We start from the raw sequence: 19,595 nt of genomic DNA, 5'->3' as shown, positions 1-19,595 counted from the left end.
CGAGCGAAGCCACAAACGCACGCCAGGCCAAGGCCCGGCCCTGCGGATAGGCTGCCAGATTGCGGGCCCCGAAGGTCTCCGACAAACCCAAACGCTCCCTGGCTTCCTTGAACAGAAAGGCTGCCCCGAGGGTCGAGCCCTCCGAGACATACAGCCACCCCAGGGCCTCGGGCATGCCTACGGCCTCGCTGCCCAGTGCTCCTTGCGGAAGCTCTGCCCCCAGATCGGCCAGATCCGCCAGCGAAGCCTCCTGACGCCCGCGCGCTTCCAGGTCAGGGACTGCTGCCTTGACGGCGGCATCCTGAAACAGATGCTCCACGTCGCGCTGGAACAGGTATTGGGCGGCGACAAAGCGCGCATAGCTGCCGCGATCGGCAAATGGATTGCCTCGCTCCATGAGCTCATGCATGCGCTCATGCTGCTGCGCGGTCTCCGTCTTGAGACGCTGGGAAAGTCGGGCCCCGCTCAAGGGGCTGGTTTGCAGATTCATGGTATTTCCTGACTTCAATTCGATGGCGGAGCAGCTCCGGGCTGGTTCAGCCCGGAGTCGCCTTGCTCCAGGCTTCGCCTCAGTTCTGCGAGGACTTCAAGCTGCGACGGCGTGCCCAGGCCAGTGCCGCCAACGGCGCCAGCAGCCAGGCGCCCAAAGGACCTCCTCCGCCACCGCCATTGCTGCTGTTGCCCGTCTCTGTGCTGCCGCCGCTACCCGTTCCGGGCTGCGTGACTGCAGTGGCCTGCACCGTGACCTTGCTGGTCACGGACTGGCCGTCGTTCTGGCTGCTGCAAGTCAGGCTGAAGCTGTTCTCTCCCTCGACCGCCAGTACCACGGGCACCTTGCTGCCGCTGGTCTGCTGAGCACCGCTCCAGGCACCGCTGGCCGTGCAACTGCTGGCCTGGGTGGTGGACCAGCTCAGGTGAATGGAGGATCCCACAGCAGCCGTGGCCACAGAGGCAGTCAGCGCTTCGCTGAATGACGCTGTAGGCAGGGGTACGTCAAAGGAGAAGATCGTGCCGTTGCCGGGCGCGGCCGCGGTCGTCGTCACCGGCTGGCCGTCACCACCGACGTTGGCCGCACCATAGAGCTTTTGCACACCGCCCGCGACCGCACCGGCGCTCAGGCCGGTCAAGCTTCCGCCTTCACTGCCCATGTCGAAACGATGCAGGACTTCGTAGCTGTCGTCCGCGTGATCGGCGGTGGCTCCAACCTTGATGCGGTACAGAGTTCCCGCGCCATACGGCGTGCCCAAGCCGGTTTTGGGCGCGTTCATGGTCGAACCATCGGTGGCCGTCGTTCCGTAGATATTGCCGTCTGCTGCCAGAACCAGCGGACCGGATGGAGCGCTACCGTCGGCCTGCGCCGTGCCATCGAGCGCCACAGTGTCAGCGCCGCGGAAATAGTGCACGACGGCAAAGCTGTTGGGGTCCGATTTCTTCACGCGCCAGATCGTGCCGCCGTAACGGCTGTCCATTGAATTGCCCGCCGTGGGCGCATTGAATTGCGTCGTGCCGTACAACCATTCACCGACCTCGACCATGCCTACCACACGCGCGCCCTTGGCCGTTGGCTCCCCATCGCGGGCTCGCATAAAGGTGTGCAGCAGTTCGACCTTGGACGAATCCAGCGCGCCCTTTCCGGCAACGCCTTCCTCGATGGCCGCCTTGCTCAACTTGACCAGCGTTCCCACCGAGCGCCCCTGGTAGTCCGTGGCAAGCGTACTGTCCACCACGCCATCGGCCGACACCCCGGTCAGCACATACAAGGCCTGGTCCTTGCTGCTCCACACACTGGCCACCGGTGCACCGCCCTTGGGGTGCAACTGCTTGTTGCCTTGTTGCTCCTCGTAATCGCAGAAATTCAACACCTTGGAGTAGCTCTGATCGGCATTCATGCGCCACAGAATATTGGCCGTGGTACTCGCGCCGCAAGCCGATGCCGATTCACCCGAGCCCATATAGAGATTGCCTGCGGTGTCGAGGGCCATGGTTCCCAGTGGCTTGAAGCTGGGTGCGGGCAGCGCCACAGCCTTGCCGCCCTTGATACTGAAGACTGCGCCTGCAGTTTCCCAGGGGAAGCCACCCGGTGGAACGGCACCATTGCCAGCAACAAGAAAGCCACCATCGGCCGTAGGCACCAGCGGGGTCGATCCCTGGTAGATGCTGCCCAGCAGTTCGAAGCGGTGGTTGGCACCCGTGGTGTCGAGGCCATAGACCGTACCCTGGCCCCAGAAGGCCGGCGCAACGGCCGTCGCGCCCAGGAAGGTGTGACCATAGAGGCGGCCATCAGCAGCCAGCACCGGTGGCACGGCCGGCTTGGCACCACCGTTGTTGATGCCGCCAAACTTGTGCAACACCGTGGGCTTGAAGGCGGCTGGCAGCGTCTGAGCCACGGCATGCGCCAAGGGCAGAGCCAGTGCCAGAGCGGGAAATGCGACACGTGCAACACGCCGCAGAGCGGGTTGGATTGAATTCATTGCCATTGACTTTCCTGGTGTAAAAAACGATGTGAAAAGGACACGCTCAGCCGAGCGTCTGGGAGTGGCGTGCGCGGCGGCGGTACACCGCCAAGCCCGCCAAGGGAGCCAAAAGCCACAAAGCCAGAGGCCCGCCACCGCCATTGCCGTAGGAGACCTGGTTGCCGTCCTCTGCGGTTGCCGGAGTGCTGACATAGACCACGGTGGAAGCTGAGACCTGGGCACCTGCAGCACCGCTTGCTACATCACAGGTCAGGGTGTAGCGATAGGTGCCCCGGGCCGGACGTAGCTCGACGCTGCCCTGTGTGGCCACGGAGCCCACCCAGTCGCCTGCTGTCGATGCCGCAGAACATTGCTTGGCGTTATTGGTGATCCAGGTCAATGAGACGGTTTCACCGGCCTTGATCTCACCGGCGCTAGCCACGAGACTGGCATCGGCACGCGGGGTTTCGGCCGAATCCACGGCGAGCTGGAAAACGGTGCCGTAATCGGTGGCAACCTTCAGGCCCGCACTGTTCAGATAGTGACCACCCATGGCCGTCACGCCATACAGGCGGCCGTCTGCGCCAGCGCGCACACCTACGGGTTTGCGCCCGTCACTGCCGGAAAAGGAATGCACCAGCTCGAAACCGCTCTGCGTTACCTGACCTTCGCCATTCACCACTATGCTTGCCGGTCGGATGCGATAGACCGCGCCGCAGCCGACTTCGGAATTGGCCGCCGCGCTGGACGGCGCGCACAGATTGCCTCCACCGGACATGGTCGTGCCGTAGATGGCACCATCGGCCCCCAAAGCCATGGGGCCGCGCGGCGTGGCGCCATCGGCATTGTTGAAGGTATGCAGTATCTGCAACGGCCCGCCCGCCTTGGCAAGGCGATACAACGCGCCATAGGGCTTGGGTCCGTCGTAATAGGGCAAATCCTTGATGTAGCTCAGGGTGGTGCTAGGCGCCCATTTGCGCGAGCCGCAGGAGGGGTTGTCGCGCGAGATGCTCTTGATCCAGGTACCTGTGATGCTGCTGTTGGCATGCACATAGCAGTCGCCGACCGAAGTCCCCCCGTAGAGATAGCCGTCACCACCATCAATCAGTGACGACAGGCTGTGCTCCTGCCCTGAGCCCATGGTCCGATTGGTCACGTCGCCGCCCGCCGTCACCCCCGCTTCGTAGGGAATGCCGCTGGGATACAGCACAAAGCCTTCGCTGTTGGCGTTGTCATGGATGTTGATTTCGCCTTCGGCAAGCGTGAAGGTGTGCAGCACGGCAAAACCCGAGCCGTCGGCTGCATTGATGCGGTAGAGCGTTCCCGTGGGCGTGGTCGCTGCGGTCGGCGTCGACAGTGCCAGCGGCAGTCCGCGGTTGTATGCGGTCACGCCATACAGCACGCCGTCCTTGCCCAGAATCAGGTCGTTTGCCGTCTGGCGCATGCCCGAAGGCCCGGCCGAAAACTCATGCAGCGTGCTTACCTTGCCGGAGGCGATATCGATCTTGAAAACCCGCCCCTGTCCCTTGGGCCCCTTGTCGATGCCATAGAGGTTGTCCTGGGCATCAATGACCAGCGCGCCATTGGGCGAATACAGCTGACCGCGCGTACCTTGCACCAAGGCGGAATTGGCCCCGTCATAGTCTGTACGGACAATGACGCCCAGGCCCACGGCAGGCGAATAGGAAATATCGCTGGGCTGGTTCTTGCCCGCATTCTTTTGGCCGTTGATAGTCGTCATCACCGCGTACAGACTGCCGTCGGATGCGCGCACCGGCGTGCCCGAGATGCGACCATGCAGATCATTGGCCGGGTTATAGGCTACGCGCTCATAGACTGAGACCCCGGCTCGCATGGTGTACATGCCGAACGCGGTATACATCTGCGAGGACAAGACCGATGGCCCGCCGCCGTTGAAACCGCCAAACAAATAGCCAGCACTCGAACCAGGGCGCACCGCATACAGGGGTGGGGATGTCGGGTAGCGGGCGCCGGGCCAGCCAATCGTTCCATCGGGCGTGGTGACATCGTCGCCGGCGGGCCGCAAGGAGGTGAGCATGGTCAGCCGGGCATCGCTGACCTTGGTCTGCGCGGCGGACGGCATGGCAGCACAAAGCGCCACGGCGATGCAGGCTGCGGCGGGCCAATGCTGCGGCCAGCCATGAAGAGCGGAAAAGGACATCACATGGACCTTTGGGAAAAGACGGACGGATGGAAACGACGGCAAGGCGCAGGCCCGGGCCGAAACTCAGAACTGGATGGACAGGGTGGCGATGGCGGTACGACCAGGGCCGATGAAATAGCTGCCGCCCTGCATCTCCGAGTAATTCAGGTCGCGCAGGTTGTTGATGGACACACGCAAAGTGGCGTTGGGAGTGATTTCGTAGCTTGCCCAGAGGTCGAACAGACGCCAGGATTTCTGGTTGTAGCGCTCGCCCTGCGTGGTCCAGACGCTGCTGTTGGTGCTGGGAGACTGAAAGCGCATGCGGCCGCCCAGCGTCAGCTTCTTGTCGAGCAGACGCACACCGGCGCTCAGGCTGGCAGTCTTTCTGGGCGGCAGCACATACCAGATGTTGGCGTCGCCCGACTGCCCCAGATTGTTGTTGGGGTAGCCCGTCAGACTGCCCAGAGGGAAGGAGTCATAACCGCCCTTGCCGGTGTTGACGAGCATGTGGGTGTAGTTGAGGCTGCCGAAGACGCGGCCGTTGTCATAGTCGCCCTGCAGCTCCAGGCCCTTGCTGCGAAAAGGGTCCTGCAGATTCACGTAGGCATAGGGCCCCAGCAGGCCGCCCCCGGCGGTATCGATGGGCGACATGATGCGTGCGAGCGTCACATAGTCGTTGACCTTGTTGTTGAACCAGGCCGCTTTCACTCGCAGCTTGTCGCCCTTGCTCAGCACATCGTCAAACATGCCGTTGGCCCCGACCTCCCAGTTGCGCGAACGCTCTGCGCGCAAATCGGGGTTGGGGTAGTAGGGAAAGAGGCTGCCCGTATGCTGACCCCACATCAGAGCCTCCGTCAGTGCCGGTGGGCGCATGCCCCGGCCCACGCTGGCAAACAGCTGTATGGGCTCCACCGGCTTGACGGCCAGCGCCAGGCGGGGTGCGAAAGCGCCATCGTTGCGATCAGCCTTGAAGCGGGTGTACAGCGCCGTCGACGGGGGGCGCACGCCTGGCGGGTTGATGAGCGAGCCGACGCGCATGCGTCCGTCCCCCTGCATGCCGTACCAGTCATAGCGCAAGCCACCCGTGAGCTCCAGCCAATCGCTGTGCATCCAGTTGAGTTCGCCGAACAGGCTGGCAACCGTGCGCTTGCCTTTCGGGGTCGAGCCCGCATATAGCGCCGTCGTGCCGGCATCTGCCCCCACCGAGAGCGCTTGTGCCTGCGGGTCGGTCCAGTCGTGGAAGAACTCCGCTCCGGTCTTGAGCAGCGCCGCATCCCTGGCTCCCCACTGAAGGCGTGAGGTGTTCTCCAGCGTCCCCCCCACGGTACTGGTCTGGTACTGCAGGTCATAGGCATAGGGGTCCAGCGTGCCGCCCGCATAGCGATGCGCCTGATTGCGGGTACGGGTATAGTAAAGGCTGGACTTGAGATCCACCAGAGCGCTTGCGGACGGGTTCCACGCATAGTTGGCCAGCAAGGTATCGGTGCGGACATGATTGAGAATGCCCCCGCCACTGGCAGACTGCGGCTTCTCGCCGAACTTCGCATCCATGCCGATATAGCTGAACTTGAGCTGCTGCTCGGGCGCGAAACGCCAGGTGCTCTTGAGCAATACCGAAGTCTGATCCTGAGAGGTCAGCTGGCTCACGCCATGCACCTGACCACCCGCATCGTCGGTCATGGACCCGCGGCGGCCCTTTTCAAATTCACCGACTTTCTTGCGACTGACCAGCATCACCAGATCAAGGTCCTCACGGGGCTTGAGACCCAGAGCCGCACTGCCGGCAAAGTGATAGCCGTTGTTGCCACTCGAAAGATTCAGCCGGGCGCCACGGGTGCTGCCGTCCTTTATCAGATCGTCTGCTTCGAGCGTGCGGAAGTTGACAACCCCCGCAATCATCCCTGCGCCGCCCACCGTGGAGGTCGGTCCTTTGGAGATATCCACACCGCCCAGCATTTCCGGATCGAGATACACCGAGCCGTTGGAGCCATGTCCGCTTTGCTGGTAGTTCTGGCGCGTGCCGTCGATCATCACGTTGACCCGGCCAAAATCCTGCATGCCGCGAATATTCACCGACACCCCCGGATCCCTGCGACTCTGCGAGGTGTAGACGCCCGGCACCTCTGCAAGAACATCGGCGGTGTTGCGCGGTGGCAAACGGTCGATCTCCTCGCGCGTGACCACGGCCACCGAGGCAGCGGTCTCGAACACCTGCTGGCGCGCGTCCTTTTTCGCGACGACCAGCACCTCGTCCAGATTGCGTTCCTGCACACCGGCCCGTGCGCCTTGTGCAGCTTTCGGGGAACGGGCAGCTGCCGGCCGAACACGCCATGCGCCCGGCCCTTCGCTTTGCGCCTGCAGCGGATGATCCTCCAGCAGCGAATCCAGCGCAGCTTGAACCGTTGCCATGCCCTTGAATCCTCGGCTCTGCTTGCCCTGCACCAGGGCCGGATCAAACGCGATCATGACCTGAGCCTCACGGGCCAGTTGATTCAGCACCGCTTCCACCGAAGCTGCCGGAATCGAATACGAGCGCAACGCCTGGTTGCTCACCTGGGACGCGATTTGCGCATGGGCAGCCACCGGCGCCAGCGTGCCCCAGGCAAGGCTGACCGCGGCAGCAGTCAAGGCAAATGCGGCGGGATGCCTAGGCGCGGATGCACGCATGCGTGGCAGGCGACGGGGGAGCATGAATAAGTCCTTTCTGAAAGCCGCCACGTCAGACCTGCCAAACGGCGGTCTTTTTCAAGGCGCTACTGTTAACAAGGACGAAGCAGCTCGCCAAACCCGTAATGTTTTTTGAAAATTTTTTGTGCCTTGAGCGACCAGCCAGGAAACTTCAGCCGCGCGGCACCAGCGTGACCCAGTAACGCGTGCGTCGGCGCAACTCCAGGGGCCATGTTTTCTGCAGCAGATCCAGGCTGCGCTCGGTGTCCCTCAGACTGAACACTCCGGAGATAGGCAGTTGCGCCACACGCTCGTCGCAAGTCAGATACCCGGTCCGGTATCGACCGAGCTGCGCCACGAGGACCGACAGCGGCATGCTTCGGGCCACCAGCAGCCCATCCGTCCACGCGTCGCCATCACCGTCGCCGGCCTTCAGCTCGTGAACTCCCGAAGCATCGAACCAGGCCTGCTCACCCTGACGCAGAAGCTGGACTTGTGAGGTCGCTTGGGGTCTGAGCTCGACGGCATCGCTCAATACCTGCACCTGGGTCCCGCCCTCGCGCACCTGCGTCTGAAAGCGGGTGCCAAGCGCTCGCACCTGGCCGTGTGGGGTCTGCACGAACAAAGGACGATAGCGCTGCGCCTCGCTGTCGGCCCCCGAGGTCAGCGCAATGCGCCCCTTGATCAGAACCAGGCGTCTCTCGCCCTCATCGAAGCGCAGGTTCACAGCCGTCGAAGTGTCCATCAGCATGACGGAGCCGTCGGCGAGCACCACACGGCGCACTTCACCAACTCCAGTACGAAAATCGGCCAGCAAGGCACTGTCGCTCCAATGCCGACTCGCTATCAGTACGCTACACCCGGTCCCCATCGCGATAGCCATCAGCCCCATGGCCTTGCGCCGCCCCATATGCTTGCTCGCGCCATCCAGGGTCTGTTGCGCCAGAGCGGCCGGTACTGCGGGCATGGCGGCAAAACGACTTTGAATGCCCTGCAGTCGCTCCCAGGCCAGGGCATGCTCGGGCGCGGCCTCTCTCCAGAGTCTGCACTCATCCCAGACGGCTGCGGAGGCACTGCCGCCCTGAAGACGCACCAGCCATGCGATGGCCTTCTGGACCACCTCCGGCGACGGCTCGTTCAGGCCTGCGCTCATGCCGCGGCATCCAGATAAACGATGCGGTAGCAGTGCGCAAAGGCCGCTGCCATGTATTTTTCGACCGAGCTCAGGGACACGCCCAGACGCACCGCCACTTCCTTGTACGTCAGCCCATCGAGCTGCGCCAGCAAAAAGGCACTGCGCGCTCGGCCACCCAACCCGTCCAGCATGCGGTCTATCTGCTCCAGTGCCTGCAGCACAATGGCCCGCTCCTCGGGCGAAGGACATACGGGCTCCGGCATCTGGGCCAAGGTCTCAAGATAGGCCCGCTCCAGAGACATGCGCCGGCAATGATCGATCAGCACGCTGCGTGCCACCGTGGCGAGAAAGGCCCGCGGCTCCTGCAAGTCCTCCGGACACTGCCTGAGCAGGCGCATATAGGTGTCCTGCGCCAGGTCTGACGCGTCCTGCACACAATGCACTCGCCGCCTCAGCCAGTTCACCAGCCATCCATGGTGGTCGCAATAAAGCGTGTGTAAAAGAGAAGAGGAACTAGCTTGCACACCAACCATGGCTCATGATTTCCGTACGGCTCAAATTTAATTACTGAGAATCATTCTCAATTGTATTCATTTGAAACACATGCCATGCTTATCCTTGCATAGCTCAGGGGAATGCAGAGCTGATTCCCCGTCATGAATCGCCCAATGCTCCGGGAAGGGCCTTGAGGCGTCCGCCCAGCACACACTGACCAGTGATGGGAAACCTGCGCATACCGCTTTCCTAGGCCCTACAAGCCTAGTCAACGAAATAAATAAAAATCATTCTCAATAAAGTCTATACTCCGCTTTACATTTCTTCGCACGCCAGCATGATTTCTTGACACAAGCCAGCCAGCGAACCGGCCGCACCGTTTGTCTGTCTGTCATGCTGAGTTTCCCGTCCAACTGCGTTCCCTTGCCACGGGCGTTTCGCCCGCGCTTTGTCATTGCGGCTTCTGAGCGCCGCAGTCCTTGCCGCCCGTCAGCGCATCAGGAGGCGGCATGAAAGCCAGCGCCCCCCTTTCGTACTACCGGCTTGCCGTTGCCTCGCGCAGCCTGGCTGCCGCCCTGGGCGGCTATGCGCTCGCAGCCGCCAGTACCGCCGCCCTAAGTCTGCTGCTGAGTTCGCTGATGAGTCGCGTGGAGGCGGTGATGACGGCTACCTTGCTGTCCTGGGTCGTCTACGCCATGGCGATTGGCTGGACTTTCTATGCGCGCACAGCCTGGCTTGCCTGGGCCGGAGTGCTTCTTCCTGCGCTGTTCTTGGGGGCAGTGATTTACGGGACATCGTGGTGGGGAGTCCAGGCATGAGCGGCTCTCGAACCACGCACCAACCCGAGCAGGAAGGTTTTCGCCAGGCCATGTCCTGGCTGCACACCTGGTCGGGTCTGATTCTCGGCTGGCTTCTGTTTGCGATTTTCGTCACCGGCACGCTGAGCTTCTTCAAGAACGAATTCAATCTGTGGATGCGGCCCGAGTTGCATGGTCTGCCCGCGTCCGACAGCGACGTCGCACAACGCGCCCAGGTGGCGCTGCACGAGCACGCGCCGGGCGTCAGCAACTTCATCATGCGCCTGCCCGATGAACGCACGCCGGCCGTGAATGTGCTGTGGCGCGACAAGCCCAACAGCCGCTTCGAGACCTTGCTGTTGCACCCGCAGACCGGTGCCGCACTGCAGACCCGCGAGACCGCTGGCGGAGAATTCTTCTACCGCTTCCATTTCGAGCTTCGCACCGCGCACAAGGGCCGCTGGACGATCCAGGGCCGCTGGGTGGTGGGCGTAGCGACGCTGATGATGTTCATTGCCTTGCTGACCGGCGTGGTCACGCATCGCCGCATCTTCAAGGACTTCTTCACCTTTCGCCCGCGCAAGGGCGGACAGCGCGCCTGGCTGGACGCACACAACGTCTCGGGGGTGCTGGTACTGCCCTTTTATCTGATGATCACCTTCAGCGGTCTGATGATTTTTCACGCCATGTATATGCCGGCCGGCATAGCCGCCGCCTACCCTGGCGTAAAAGGAACGGACACGCAAAGCTATTTCTCCGAGCTGCAGGGCGATGTTCCCGGTGCACGCAGCGCCAGGCGCGGCGGCAACGCGCAGGCCGAGCCCCTGCCCATGCTGGATCTGGCCCCCATGCTGAGCCAGGCCAATCAGCTATGGCAAGGCGGCCGTGTCGGCAGCATCACGGTGCGCAGCGACAGCCAGGGCCCGCTGGTGGAGATCACCCGCCATGACGGCGACAGACTGCAATATGGGCCGGCGCGGCTGCGTTTCGACGGCAGCAGCGGTCAGCTGCAGACCCAGATCGATCCGCAGGGCCCGGCCATCAAGACCTATGGCGTGCTCTATGGCCTGCATCTGGGTCGCTTCGCCGATACCGGGATGCGCTGGGTGCTGTTTGGCTTTGGCGTCATGGGTTCGCTGATGATTGCCTCGGGACTGATACTGTGGTCCGTCAAGCGCCGCGCCCAGGCCCTGCGCAAGACGCCTGCCGCCCCCCTGCCCTTTGGCGAAAGGCTGGTGGCAAGTTTCAATATCGGCCTCATGGGCGGCCTGCCGCTGGCAATCGCGGCCTATCTGCTGGCCAACCGGCTGCTGCCCCTGGAAATGCCAGGCCGACCCGATGCCGAGCTGTCCTGCTTTTTCGGCATCTGGATACTGGCCTTGCTGCTGGGTCTGGTACGACCTTCACGCCAGGGCTGGGCACTGCTCCTGGGCCTGACCGCTCTCGCCTATCTGCTTCTGCCCTTGGTCAATGCCCTGACCACCTCCACCCATCTGGGCATCAGCCTGCCAGCCCTGGACTGGAGCTGGGCCGGCATGGACCTGAGTTTTGCGGCCACGGGACTGATGTTTGCTGCCCTCACCCGGCATCTGCTCAGGCACAAGCCCCAGCCCGCAGCCAGACACGCAGCCCCTGCCAAGTCCGAGCGCAAACCCAACACCGCGCGGATTCCCGGCGACAACACGGCGCAGGAGGCTTAACAGATGCTGCTCGACTTTCTGTTGTGCTTTGCCGCCTGGACAGCCCTGGCCTTGGCCATGGACCGACATCACGAAGATGCCTGGCCCAGGGTGGACAGTGAAGCCCCTGCAGCCGCATTGCTGCGCCAGCGCCTGTTCAAGAGTGGCTGGGCGCTGCTGAGCTTGTCCCTGGGCATTGCCCTGTGCTTGCCGGCTGCGAGCAGCGTCGCCCTGTCTGCAACAGCCTGGACCGCTGCTCTGTGCCTGTCGGCTCTCGCCGCCACCGCCCTGGCCACCTGGCAAGCACAGCGCCTGCCCGTGCTCGGCCTGGCAGCGCTGGGCCTGGCATTACTGGTTTTTTGCTTCAGCCGCCTCGGTCATTGAGACACCGAGCAGGACCCGCCCGAGCCAGCCACCGCCCATCGATGACCCGCAAGCACGAGGAAAGCGCAGGGTCGCGCTTCGGCTCGGCGCTCGCGTGCGGACACCGACCCGGCAGTCTTCGCTCAAGCATAGCCCTTCATTCAACTACCAGCATCCAAGGAGATTTTCATGCGCCACTTTCATCATGCCCTAGGCCTCGCCACCTTTCTGCTTGCCAGCCTTGGCACGGCCCAGGCCCATCAGGTCTGGCTGGAAAGCAATGGCGGCCAGGCCCAGCTGTTCTTTGGCGAGTTCAACGACAACCTGCGCGAGACTTCGCCCGGTGCACTGGACAAATTTCTGGCCACGCCCACGCTGGCCCAGCAAACAGCCAGCGGCACACAGCAACTGAGCGGCCAACGAAATGCCACTGGCTTCAGCTACAACGCCGCAAGCCAGGCCAAAACCCTTTTTGCCAGCGCCGCCTATCCCCTGATCGACCGCAGCAAGCGCAATGAGCCAGCCCTGCTATGGGTGCCTGCGGCCCGCTGGGTGGCAACGCCGGCACAGGCCGTGGCCGCCAATGCCCAAGCTCTTGATCTGGTGCCCACAGGCAAACCGGGACAGCTCATGGTGAGCTTCAACGGAATGGCCCTGCCCAAGACCAAGGTGCAGATCGTCGCACCGTCAGGCTGGTCGCGCGAGGCACAAAGCGACGAGCAAGGCCGCGTCAACTTTGCCCTGCCCTGGAAGGGACTGTATGTGGCCGAGGTGCATCACAGCCACAAGCAAGGCGGCGAGGCGCAAGGCAAGAACTATGGCGAGGCCAGCTATGTGACCACGTTGAGCTTCAGCATCGAAGACGGCATGCCATCACCCGCCCTGCCTGCAGCCGCCAAGCCCTGACATGCAACCGCATGCCGCGCCAGCAAACGCTCCAGTCCTGACTGGTACTTCTCCGCAGCAGCTATTTGACAACCGCACCATGAACTCCCCATTTCCCGGCGTAACCAACCGACGATCACTGGCCTTGCTCAGTACCCTGGCCTGTCTGAGCCTTGGCACACAGGCTCAGACCTCGCCTTCCACAACCAGCACCAACAGCAATGCCGAAGTCACGCTCGCTCCTGTTACCGTGCAAGACAATCTGGCCGGCGAAACCGCCACCGGCCCGGTCACCGGCTTTGCCGCACAGCGGGCGATTTCGGCCACCAAGACAGATACGCCCCTGATCGAAACGCCGCAATCAATCAGCGTGGTCACGCGCGACCAGTTCGAAGCCCAGGGGGTGACCACCCTGCGTGAAACCACACGTTATACGGCGGGCATCAACTCCAGCTATTTCGACAACCGCGTGGACTCCTTCAAGGCGCGCGGCGGCGATGTCAGCCAGTACCAGGACGGATTGCTGCGCACTTACGGCACCTACAACAACATCAAGGTCGAGCCCTACACGCTGGAGCGCGTGGAGTTTCTGCGCGGCCCTTCCTCCGTGCTCTACGGCCAGGGCAGCGTGGGCGGCGTGCTCAACCTGACCAGCAAGCGCCCGCAGGCCGAACGGCTGAATGAGGTGCAGATTCAGCTTGGAAGCCACGGTCGCAAGCAGATTGCCAGCGACATGACCGGCGCCATGGACGAGGAAGGCAAGTGGCTTTATCGCCTGGTAGCCGTGGGCCGCGACAGCAACACCCAGGTCGACCATGTCAAGGACGACCGCGTGGTGATTGCGCCCTCCCTGACCTATCGTCCCAGCACCGATACCTCGCTCACGCTGCAAGCCCTGTACCAGAAGGACAGGAGCGGCTCCATCACCCAGTTCTTTCCCTGGCAGGGCACGCGCCTGCCCAGCCCCTACGGACAGATTCCGACCCGCACCTTTATCAGCGAACCAGGCTGGGACAAGTACGACTCGGAAAACAAATCCTTTGGCTATCTGTTCAGCCACCGCCTGAACTCGCAATGGACACTGCGCCAGAACCTGCGCCGCACCATCAGCGAAGTGGACTACCGTACGCTCTACACGAGCTTTGGCGCCAATGCAGCCACCGGCCGCCCTGCACGCCCGGTGTTTGACGCCAATGGCCGCACCGTGCAGCGCGATGCCGTATGGCAGATCAACGGAGGACGCATGCTGCTGGTCGACACGCAGCTCGAAGGCCTGCTGCAGACCGGCGACGTGCAACACCAGTTGCTGGCCGGCATGGACTGGCAGCGCAACACCAGCAACCAGTCCAACTGGCGCGGGCCAGGCACAGCCCTAGATGTCTACAACCCCGTGTATGGCACGTTCACGCCGCCCTCTGCCTCCCAGCTGGTACGTGCGCCCAACGTGGCACAGCGCCAGCTCGGCTTCTATCTGCAAGATCAGTTGCGCTGGGGCCCCTGGACCGCGACGGTGGGCCTGCGTCACGACAAGGCCAAAACCGAGACCGAAGGCCGCCCGGCTGCGGCTGCCGATGACTCTGCCACCACCAAGCGCCTGGGCGTGACCTACCAGGCCGGCGGCGGCTGGGCACCGTATGTCAGCTATACGGAATCCTTCCAGCCACTGGGCGGCGTGGACTTCTACGGCACGCCGTTCAAGCCCCAACGCGGCAAACAGCTGGAAGCCGGCGTCAAATGGATTCCGGAGGGCAAAGGTCTGTCTGGCTATGCCGCGGTCTATGGACTGCGCGAGCAGAATCGCAAGACCAATGACCCAGCCAACCCACTCAACAGCCTGCAGCTGGGTGAGGTCAAAACCCAGGGCTTTGAAGCCGAGCTGATCGCCAGTCTGGCCAGAAACTGGGACTGGACGGTGGCCTATGCCTATACCGACGCAAAGATCAGCCGCAGCAACGCCGGCGATCAGGGGCAGCGCGTAGCCGCGGTATCTCGCCATATGGCATCTAGCTGGCTCATGCACCGCTTTGCGGCCCAGGGCCGCGGCGGCTGGAGCGTTGGCGCGGGCCTGCGCTATCTCGGACCGCAATGGAGCGGTACCTCTGCCATCGACACGCCCTCAGCCCTGCTGGCCGACGCGATGGTGGCCTATGACGCTGGCGACTGGCGCCTGGCCCTGCATGCCAACAATATCGGCGACAAAGTGGTGATCACCCAATGTCTGTCGCGTGGCGACTGCTTCTATGGCGAGCGCCGCAACTTCCTGCTGACTGCCAGCTATCGCTATTGAGCGAGCAGCTCCGGGCCGGCGACAGGAGTTTCCGTCCTGGTTCCCTGGGGCCTGCCATCCTGGCGGGCTCCAGACCTTGCCCCGTGCAGCCGTTGCACTCGGCCCGGCTTGCTGCACGTGCAAGTGGTTGCCGTCGCCTGATCTACTCTGTCCAACAGCCACCGGCCTTCAGCGCACGCAAGAACTACTCATTGGGTGGCTGCTTGGCAGGTTCCGTGGGAAACAGCTCTTCTCTTCCGCCTTCGATCGGATTCGGGCCATTGGGATCGGAGGGGTCCATCGGATCCGCAGGATATTGTGGCTGCTGCGATGGATGAGGATTGGCTGGCTGCTCAGGCGCAGCAGGCGGCGTGCCGGCAACTGCATTCCCAGCCATGTTCTTCAGGGTCGCGGACTCACTTCTATGCTGTTCGGCAATGATGGTCGGCTCAGATGCCTTGTTCTCTGAGGGCTTGTCGTTTGTGCAATATTCCGTGGTACTGGCTGCGGAATGCTGATTGCCGTTCATAACAAACTCCTTGAAAGAGCCGCATCGGCAGAGGCGGCTGGTGTGAAGCGCTCACGACAATGAGCGCTGCTGTGCCGGGCTGATTCAGATCCACGGCACGCCGTAGTAGTCATGGACACGCCTTCCGTACTCATCGGTGTATTCGGGCACGGTGTCCACGGGATATCGAGGTCCTTCACGCAGTTGTTCCTTGGACAGGGAAACAACGTAGCCCTCCTGATTCACGTCGTATTTCAGAGTGCTCCATGGCAATGGATGACGATCAGTGCCTATCCCCAGGAAGCCGCCAAACGCCATGACGGCATAACGAACCTGGCCGGATATCTTGTCGATCATCAAGGACTCGATCGAGCCCAGCTTTTCGCCAGCCGGGTTGTATACCTTGGTGCCGTCCACCTTTGACGATGAAATGAGAGCGGATGTGGTGATCATGTGAACTCCTTGTTTGAACTGACCACTGGGAAGCCCGGTGGCCGTTGAGAATTTCGACTGCTTAACGCCGGCTTAGCACCAATCCAATCAGTGCGCCAACCGCCAATGCCCCGCCCACTGCACGCCAGGGTGAGTCGTGTACATAAGCATCCGCAGCCTGCGCCGCGGCCTTGGATTCGCAAACTGCATTGGACGAGGCGGCTCTCACTTTCTCCAGCGTTGTTGCTGCCTTGCTGAACAGCAGTGACGCTGCCGGATCCGCATCGCGCCCCTTTGACGCGAGGACTTCTTTCAAGTCATCCAGCAACTGGCTCAGGTCGTTGGTGAGGTCAGCGGTATTCGCTTTTCGAAATCTCATGTGAGCTCCTTTCGTGAACATGTGAGGTTCAGAGTAAGCACACAAGCTTGGAGCTGCTGTAGGCCGAGCCCGGGCCTGGCCATTTGAAATGTGACCTGAGGCAACGGCGTCCTCATCACTCAAACTGAGGATCAAAACCCTCCTCGTGAACAGGCCGGCCCCGCGCGTGCCCGGTCGGTGCGGGGTATGCGGTGTTTGTCATGGCAAGCGACCTCAAACCTCTCGATCCTGAATCCGTGAATCGGCCCATAGCATCTGGACACGTCATTCACAGGTTCGAACATGTCTTGTCGTATGGACTACACGGCAGTCTTGGTCACTACTCCAGACTGAGATTTCGAAAGGAGGCGCTTATGAAACCGAAAGACCATTTGACGGTGGCAAGCCCTGACGAAGCCAAAGTGAATCTCAGGAAAAAGGGCGACGCGGGGGCACATGGCAACGAGTCCCAGCTGCCGCACGAGCGGGATCAGTCATTGCATGCAACCGGCGGCAACGTTCACCCGGAGATGGAGCAAGCCCACAACGACCTCAAAAGAGGTCTGGTCGATACAGACGCCAGGGCCGGCGATGGACGCCCCTTGGGTAGCCGAAGAACGACCTAGTCCGGCTCACGTCTTGTATGACCGTCACTACACAGGAGATCCGATGCCATACCTTGATATTTCCCAATCCAGTTCCAGGCCCCTAAAACTGCACTATCAAGACTTTGGGAGTGGTCCTCCCGTTGTGCTCATTCATGGGTGGCCTCTGAGCGGACGCACCTGGGAGCCTCAGGTTGCCGATCTGGTTGACGCCGGATTCAGAGTGATTGCCTATGACCGGCGAGGCTTTGGCGCCTCTTCCCAACCCTGGGGTGGCTACGACTACGACTCGCTGGCCAGAGACCTCAATGAGCTGATCACGGAGCTTGAACTGGAGAAGGTCTGCCTGGTGGGCTTCTCCATGGGCGGCGGCGAAGTGGCTCGCTACATCGGGACCTATGGCACAGCCTTTATCCGATGTGCGGTGTTCGCTGCGGCTGTTCCACCGTTCCTGCTCAAGTGCGAGACGAACCCGCAAGGAGCGGTCACCGAAGCGGACGTTGCGAAGAAGGAGCAGGCCGTTCTTCAGGACCGCCTGAGTTTTCTGGATGAATTCACACAGAAATTCTTCTCGAATGCGCAAGGCAGGTTGCTGGTCAGCGAGGCACAGCGCGAGTATGCCAAGACGATTGCGGCATTTGCCTCAGCGAAAGCAACCCATGCCTGCATCGGCGCCTTCTCTAGAACCGACTTTCGGGACGATCTGCAGAAAATTGATGTGCCTACGCTCATCATTCATGGCGACAGCGACCGCATTGTTCCTCTGGAGGTCAGCGGAGCCAGAACGCACGATGCAGTGAAAGGCAGTCAAATCCATATCATCAAAAACGGGCCGCACGGCTGCAATCTCTCGCATGCCCAGGAGTTCAATCGGGCGCTGATCGATTTCATCGAGGCTCACTGAGCCTCTCTCTTCGCTGCTTTGAAAGGATCCTGCCTTGATTTCAACCAACCCCTAGCTGGCCTGCATTGATGAATGCAACGGCTGTGCCGCCGCTTGCGATTCATTCTTTGCATGCCTGCCTCGAGGAAAGCCATGTGCAGAGATGACCTGCTGCCTCATGCTGGATGCTGACTGTGCCGCAATCTGATGTCTCGCTGCGTTCTCCATGGTTCGCAACAGCGAGATGGACAGACATGTGCCAATGATTGCAAACAGCACTCGCCCGCGTACGTCCAGCCTGTGCAGATGCCTGCAAAAAGTGTGCAGCAGCCTTTGTAGCAATCTCTGCAACTCTGTCTGATCAGACGCTGATCTGAGCCGACGTCGCTATGGCTTGGATTTGGGCTTGGGCTTGGCTCTGCCCGAGCCGGACTTTTTCCCGCCCCCGGACTCTTTGTTCACCGTGGCCCAAGCGATCTCTTGGGCTCTTTTTTCGCTCACTCCCCGCTCCTCATAGCTCTCTTCGATATGTGCAGCCTGGCGCTTCTGCTTGTCCGTGTATTTGGACTTATCCCCTCTTGGCATCTGCGGCCTCCTCAGGGCTGGGGCGCAGGTTCTGGCGGAAGCTGCACTGGAGGAACATCCTGGGGAGGATCAATCGGCTTGGGCTTGGAGGGAGCAACACCTGGGGGCCGATTCGGATCCTCAAGCGGGGGGAGATTAGGGGCATCGGGGCCGGTCGCCTTCAGAATTTTCATGACCTTTCTCCTTGGACTTCATCCCACCTTACTGTCGCTGCTGAAGCAAGTAAATGGCAGAGCCTGGTCGATGGCGATCATCGTTACAAAAGACAGGTTTGGTCTCCGACTTCCTACAAAGTGGTTTTTTATGACGCGTCATGCTTGAACCACAGCAAGCAACCGCTTGTTGTTCACCTCAACTGAAGGACTAGAGTTATGCAACAGCAAAACAACCAGCAGAACAACGTGAATCAACAAGGTCAAAACGCGGCGGATCAGCAAAAAAAGCAGCAACAGCAGCAAGCCCCAAAGCAGCAACAGCCTGGGCAGCAGCAGGGTCAGCAGAAGCAGCAACAGGCAAAATAGGACGTGATAACGCGACCAGTGAGCTTGAAGATGTTTGCCACCCTTTGGCAAACAAGCAGTATCGAAGCCTCTACTGGCCGCTACAGATGGGGCAACCTATCAAGAGTCCGAATTTCAATCAGCAGCAGTGCAAATGCAATAAGCGGCAACTAGGCGAGGAAACAAAGCCATCGCCAAGTATTCAAATGCATTGACTGTCAACGCTGAAGGACTGCTTGATACGACCCTGAAATTTGCCCGCTTCGGCGGGCATTTTTATGGGTTCATCCAACGCCTACCGACACCAACTGGTCTTGTGGCGCTGCTGGCAGCACACCCAGAATCTGGGGCGCATCTTCTTCAATCGATTGAATAACGACACTTCCATCCATATGCAGATGGACTCGTACCGAAACATTCGCATCAATATCGGTAAACGCGACATCGGAGTCCAGACCCTGCCAACCATCTTCGATACAGAGCTTTCTGTTCAGCAAATCCTGTACGAGCACTTCAGGAGCACCACCCTCAAGATGAGTTTGCGCCCACAAACCAATGATCAGATCATGCGCGTCCTGCTGACAATGACATGGCTTTGCCGCTTCAATCTTGCTCAGCCAGTCATGCAGCTTTAAATCAAATGGCGCAGGTGTTCCTGGAATTGGCATGTTCCTCCCGTTTGTAAGAATGATCCTTCAACTTACGCGAAGTCATCCCTACCTCTAAACGGTTTTACCCAAAGTAACAAGATTCACACAGCTCCAGTCTTGAGTATTCGTGTTTCTCAAATGCTGTTCTTCAGTGCCTCCCAGATCGATCT

Annotated in this window: 18 protein-coding genes; 8 read left to right on the top strand and 10 right to left on the bottom strand. The window is 61.2% G+C overall.

The genetic code is table 11. The annotated features are described in order from the left end of the window. The 6 genes from ACLBXN_RS04785 to ACLBXN_RS04760 form a co-directional block, all read right to left on the bottom strand. A partial coding sequence (locus tag ACLBXN_RS04785) for a biliverdin-producing heme oxygenase (RefSeq protein ID WP_447611342.1) occupies window positions 1–490 on the bottom strand: 490 nt, incomplete at its 3' end. Between the two features lie 79 nt (window positions 491–569). Further along, the gene (locus ACLBXN_RS04780) at window positions 570–2,471 is read right to left on the bottom strand and encodes a choice-of-anchor tandem repeat GloVer-containing protein (protein ID WP_447611341.1); all 1,902 of its coding nucleotides are present in this window, start codon (window positions 2,469–2,471) and stop codon (window positions 570–572) included. 46 nt (window positions 2,472–2,517) lie between these two features. Further along, entirely contained in the window at window positions 2,518–4,635 is a 2,118-nt protein-coding gene (locus tag ACLBXN_RS04775; protein WP_447611340.1) for a choice-of-anchor tandem repeat GloVer-containing protein, read from the bottom strand. 66 nt (window positions 4,636–4,701) lie between these two features. Further along, window positions 4,702–7,308 (bottom strand): TonB-dependent hemoglobin/transferrin/lactoferrin family receptor, encoded by a 2,607-nt coding sequence (locus ACLBXN_RS04770; RefSeq protein ID WP_447611339.1) that lies wholly within the window; start codon window positions 7,306–7,308, stop codon window positions 4,702–4,704. Between the two features lie 148 nt (window positions 7,309–7,456). Continuing rightward, a complete protein-coding gene (locus tag ACLBXN_RS04765) occupies window positions 7,457–8,437 on the bottom strand; it encodes a FecR domain-containing protein (protein ID WP_447611338.1) in 981 nt (326 codons plus the stop codon). Next, entirely contained in the window at window positions 8,434–8,952 is a 519-nt protein-coding gene (locus tag ACLBXN_RS04760; protein ID WP_447611337.1) for a sigma-70 family RNA polymerase sigma factor, read from the bottom strand. Before ACLBXN_RS04760 ends, ACLBXN_RS04765 begins: the two co-directional genes overlap by 4 nt. 471 nt (window positions 8,953–9,423) lie before the next feature. Between ACLBXN_RS04760 and ACLBXN_RS04755 the strand changes: the two genes are divergently transcribed. From ACLBXN_RS04755 to ACLBXN_RS04735, 5 genes are all read left to right on the top strand, one after another. Then, the gene (locus ACLBXN_RS04755; RefSeq protein WP_447611336.1) at window positions 9,424–9,732 is read left to right on the top strand and encodes a DUF3649 domain-containing protein; all 309 of its coding nucleotides are present in this window, start codon (window positions 9,424–9,426) and stop codon (window positions 9,730–9,732) included. After that, window positions 9,729–11,411: a PepSY-associated TM helix domain-containing protein gene (locus tag ACLBXN_RS04750; RefSeq protein WP_447611335.1), complete on the top strand. Its 1,683-nt coding sequence runs from the start codon at window positions 9,729–9,731 to the stop codon at window positions 11,409–11,411. Before ACLBXN_RS04755 ends, ACLBXN_RS04750 begins: the two co-directional genes overlap by 4 nt. Window positions 11,412–11,414: 3 nt before the next feature. Further along, window positions 11,415–11,774 (top strand): DUF3325 domain-containing protein, encoded by a 360-nt coding sequence (locus ACLBXN_RS04745; RefSeq protein WP_447611334.1) that lies wholly within the window; start codon window positions 11,415–11,417, stop codon window positions 11,772–11,774. Window positions 11,775–11,942: 168 nt separating this feature from the next. Beyond that, window positions 11,943–12,659, top strand: coding sequence for a TonB-dependent receptor (locus ACLBXN_RS04740; protein WP_447611333.1), 717 nt, complete (start codon window positions 11,943–11,945; stop codon window positions 12,657–12,659). 79 nt (window positions 12,660–12,738) lie between these two features. Beyond that, window positions 12,739–14,925 (top strand): TonB-dependent siderophore receptor, encoded by a 2,187-nt coding sequence (locus ACLBXN_RS04735; RefSeq protein WP_447611332.1) that lies wholly within the window; start codon window positions 12,739–12,741, stop codon window positions 14,923–14,925. Window positions 14,926–15,109: 184 nt separating this feature from the next. On the opposite strand, the gene ACLBXN_RS04730 is transcribed toward ACLBXN_RS04735, so the two are convergent. The 3 genes from ACLBXN_RS04730 to ACLBXN_RS04720 all read right to left on the bottom strand — a co-directional run bounded on the left by ACLBXN_RS04730 (window position 15,110) and on the right by ACLBXN_RS04720 (window position 16,223). After that, window positions 15,110–15,433 (bottom strand): hypothetical protein, encoded by a 324-nt coding sequence (locus ACLBXN_RS04730; RefSeq protein ID WP_407715705.1) that lies wholly within the window; start codon window positions 15,431–15,433, stop codon window positions 15,110–15,112. Between the two features lie 84 nt (window positions 15,434–15,517). After that, entirely contained in the window at window positions 15,518–15,865 is a 348-nt protein-coding gene (locus tag ACLBXN_RS04725) for a PRC-barrel domain-containing protein (protein WP_447611331.1), read from the bottom strand. 61 nt (window positions 15,866–15,926) lie between these two features. Further along, entirely contained in the window at window positions 15,927–16,223 is a 297-nt protein-coding gene (locus tag ACLBXN_RS04720) for a DUF883 family protein (RefSeq protein ID WP_447611330.1), read from the bottom strand. A gap of 353 nt (window positions 16,224–16,576) precedes the next feature. On the opposite strand from ACLBXN_RS04720, the gene ACLBXN_RS04715 reads away from it, so the two are divergent. The 3 genes from ACLBXN_RS04715 to ACLBXN_RS04705 all read left to right on the top strand — a co-directional run bounded on the left by ACLBXN_RS04715 (window position 16,577) and on the right by ACLBXN_RS04705 (window position 18,796). After that, window positions 16,577–16,828: a hypothetical protein gene (locus tag ACLBXN_RS04715; protein ID WP_155293547.1), complete on the top strand. Its 252-nt coding sequence runs from the start codon at window positions 16,577–16,579 to the stop codon at window positions 16,826–16,828. A 43-nt stretch (window positions 16,829–16,871) separates the two neighbouring features. Further along, on the top strand, window positions 16,872–17,711 hold the full coding sequence (locus ACLBXN_RS04710) for an alpha/beta fold hydrolase (RefSeq protein ID WP_447611329.1): 840 nt from the start codon (window positions 16,872–16,874) through the stop codon (window positions 17,709–17,711). A 935-nt stretch (window positions 17,712–18,646) separates the two neighbouring features. Next, a complete protein-coding gene (locus ACLBXN_RS04705) occupies window positions 18,647–18,796 on the top strand; it encodes a hypothetical protein (protein ID WP_003056894.1) in 150 nt (49 codons plus the stop codon). 263 nt (window positions 18,797–19,059) lie between these two features. On the opposite strand, the gene ACLBXN_RS04700 is transcribed toward ACLBXN_RS04705, so the two are convergent. After that, the gene (locus ACLBXN_RS04700; RefSeq protein ID WP_447611328.1) at window positions 19,060–19,443 is read right to left on the bottom strand and encodes a hypothetical protein; all 384 of its coding nucleotides are present in this window, start codon (window positions 19,441–19,443) and stop codon (window positions 19,060–19,062) included. Between the last annotated feature and the right edge of the window lie 152 nt (window positions 19,444–19,595).

It is taken from the genome of Comamonas sp. C24C, from assembly GCF_053345995.1.
The sequence above is the reverse complement of the archived record's forward strand: the minus strand, read 5'-3'. Positions and strand labels throughout refer to the sequence as shown.

Coding starts and splice junctions, on each gene's coding strand:
- ACLBXN_RS04710 (WP_447611329.1), top strand. CDS start 16,872: ATGCCATACCTTGATATTTCCCAATCCAGTTCCAGGCCCCTAAAACTG.
- ACLBXN_RS04725 (WP_447611331.1), bottom strand. CDS start 15,865: ATGATCACCACATCCGCTCTCATTTCATCGTCAAAGGTGGACGGCACC.
- ACLBXN_RS04735 (WP_447611332.1), top strand. CDS start 12,739: ATGAACTCCCCATTTCCCGGCGTAACCAACCGACGATCACTGGCCTTG.
- ACLBXN_RS04765 (WP_447611338.1), bottom strand. CDS start 8,437: ATGAGCGCAGGCCTGAACGAGCCGTCGCCGGAGGTGGTCCAGAAGGCC.
- ACLBXN_RS04745 (WP_447611334.1), top strand. CDS start 11,415: ATGCTGCTCGACTTTCTGTTGTGCTTTGCCGCCTGGACAGCCCTGGCC.
- ACLBXN_RS04705 (WP_003056894.1), top strand. CDS start 18,647: ATGCAACAGCAAAACAACCAGCAGAACAACGTGAATCAACAAGGTCAA.
- ACLBXN_RS04740 (WP_447611333.1), top strand. CDS start 11,943: ATGCGCCACTTTCATCATGCCCTAGGCCTCGCCACCTTTCTGCTTGCC.
- ACLBXN_RS04730 (WP_407715705.1), bottom strand. CDS start 15,433: ATGAACGGCAATCAGCATTCCGCAGCCAGTACCACGGAATATTGCACA.
- ACLBXN_RS04750 (WP_447611335.1), top strand. CDS start 9,729: ATGAGCGGCTCTCGAACCACGCACCAACCCGAGCAGGAAGGTTTTCGC.
- ACLBXN_RS04770 (WP_447611339.1), bottom strand. CDS start 7,308: ATGCTCCCCCGTCGCCTGCCACGCATGCGTGCATCCGCGCCTAGGCAT.
- ACLBXN_RS04775 (WP_447611340.1), bottom strand. CDS start 4,635: ATGTCCTTTTCCGCTCTTCATGGCTGGCCGCAGCATTGGCCCGCCGCA.
- ACLBXN_RS04780 (WP_447611341.1), bottom strand. CDS start 2,471: ATGAATTCAATCCAACCCGCTCTGCGGCGTGTTGCACGTGTCGCATTT.
- ACLBXN_RS04715 (WP_155293547.1), top strand. CDS start 16,577: ATGAAACCGAAAGACCATTTGACGGTGGCAAGCCCTGACGAAGCCAAA.
- ACLBXN_RS04760 (WP_447611337.1), bottom strand. CDS start 8,952: ATGGTTGGTGTGCAAGCTAGTTCCTCTTCTCTTTTACACACGCTTTAT.
- ACLBXN_RS04700 (WP_447611328.1), bottom strand. CDS start 19,443: ATGCCAATTCCAGGAACACCTGCGCCATTTGATTTAAAGCTGCATGAC.
- ACLBXN_RS04720 (WP_447611330.1), bottom strand. CDS start 16,223: ATGAGATTTCGAAAAGCGAATACCGCTGACCTCACCAACGACCTGAGC.
- ACLBXN_RS04755 (WP_447611336.1), top strand. CDS start 9,424: ATGAAAGCCAGCGCCCCCCTTTCGTACTACCGGCTTGCCGTTGCCTCG.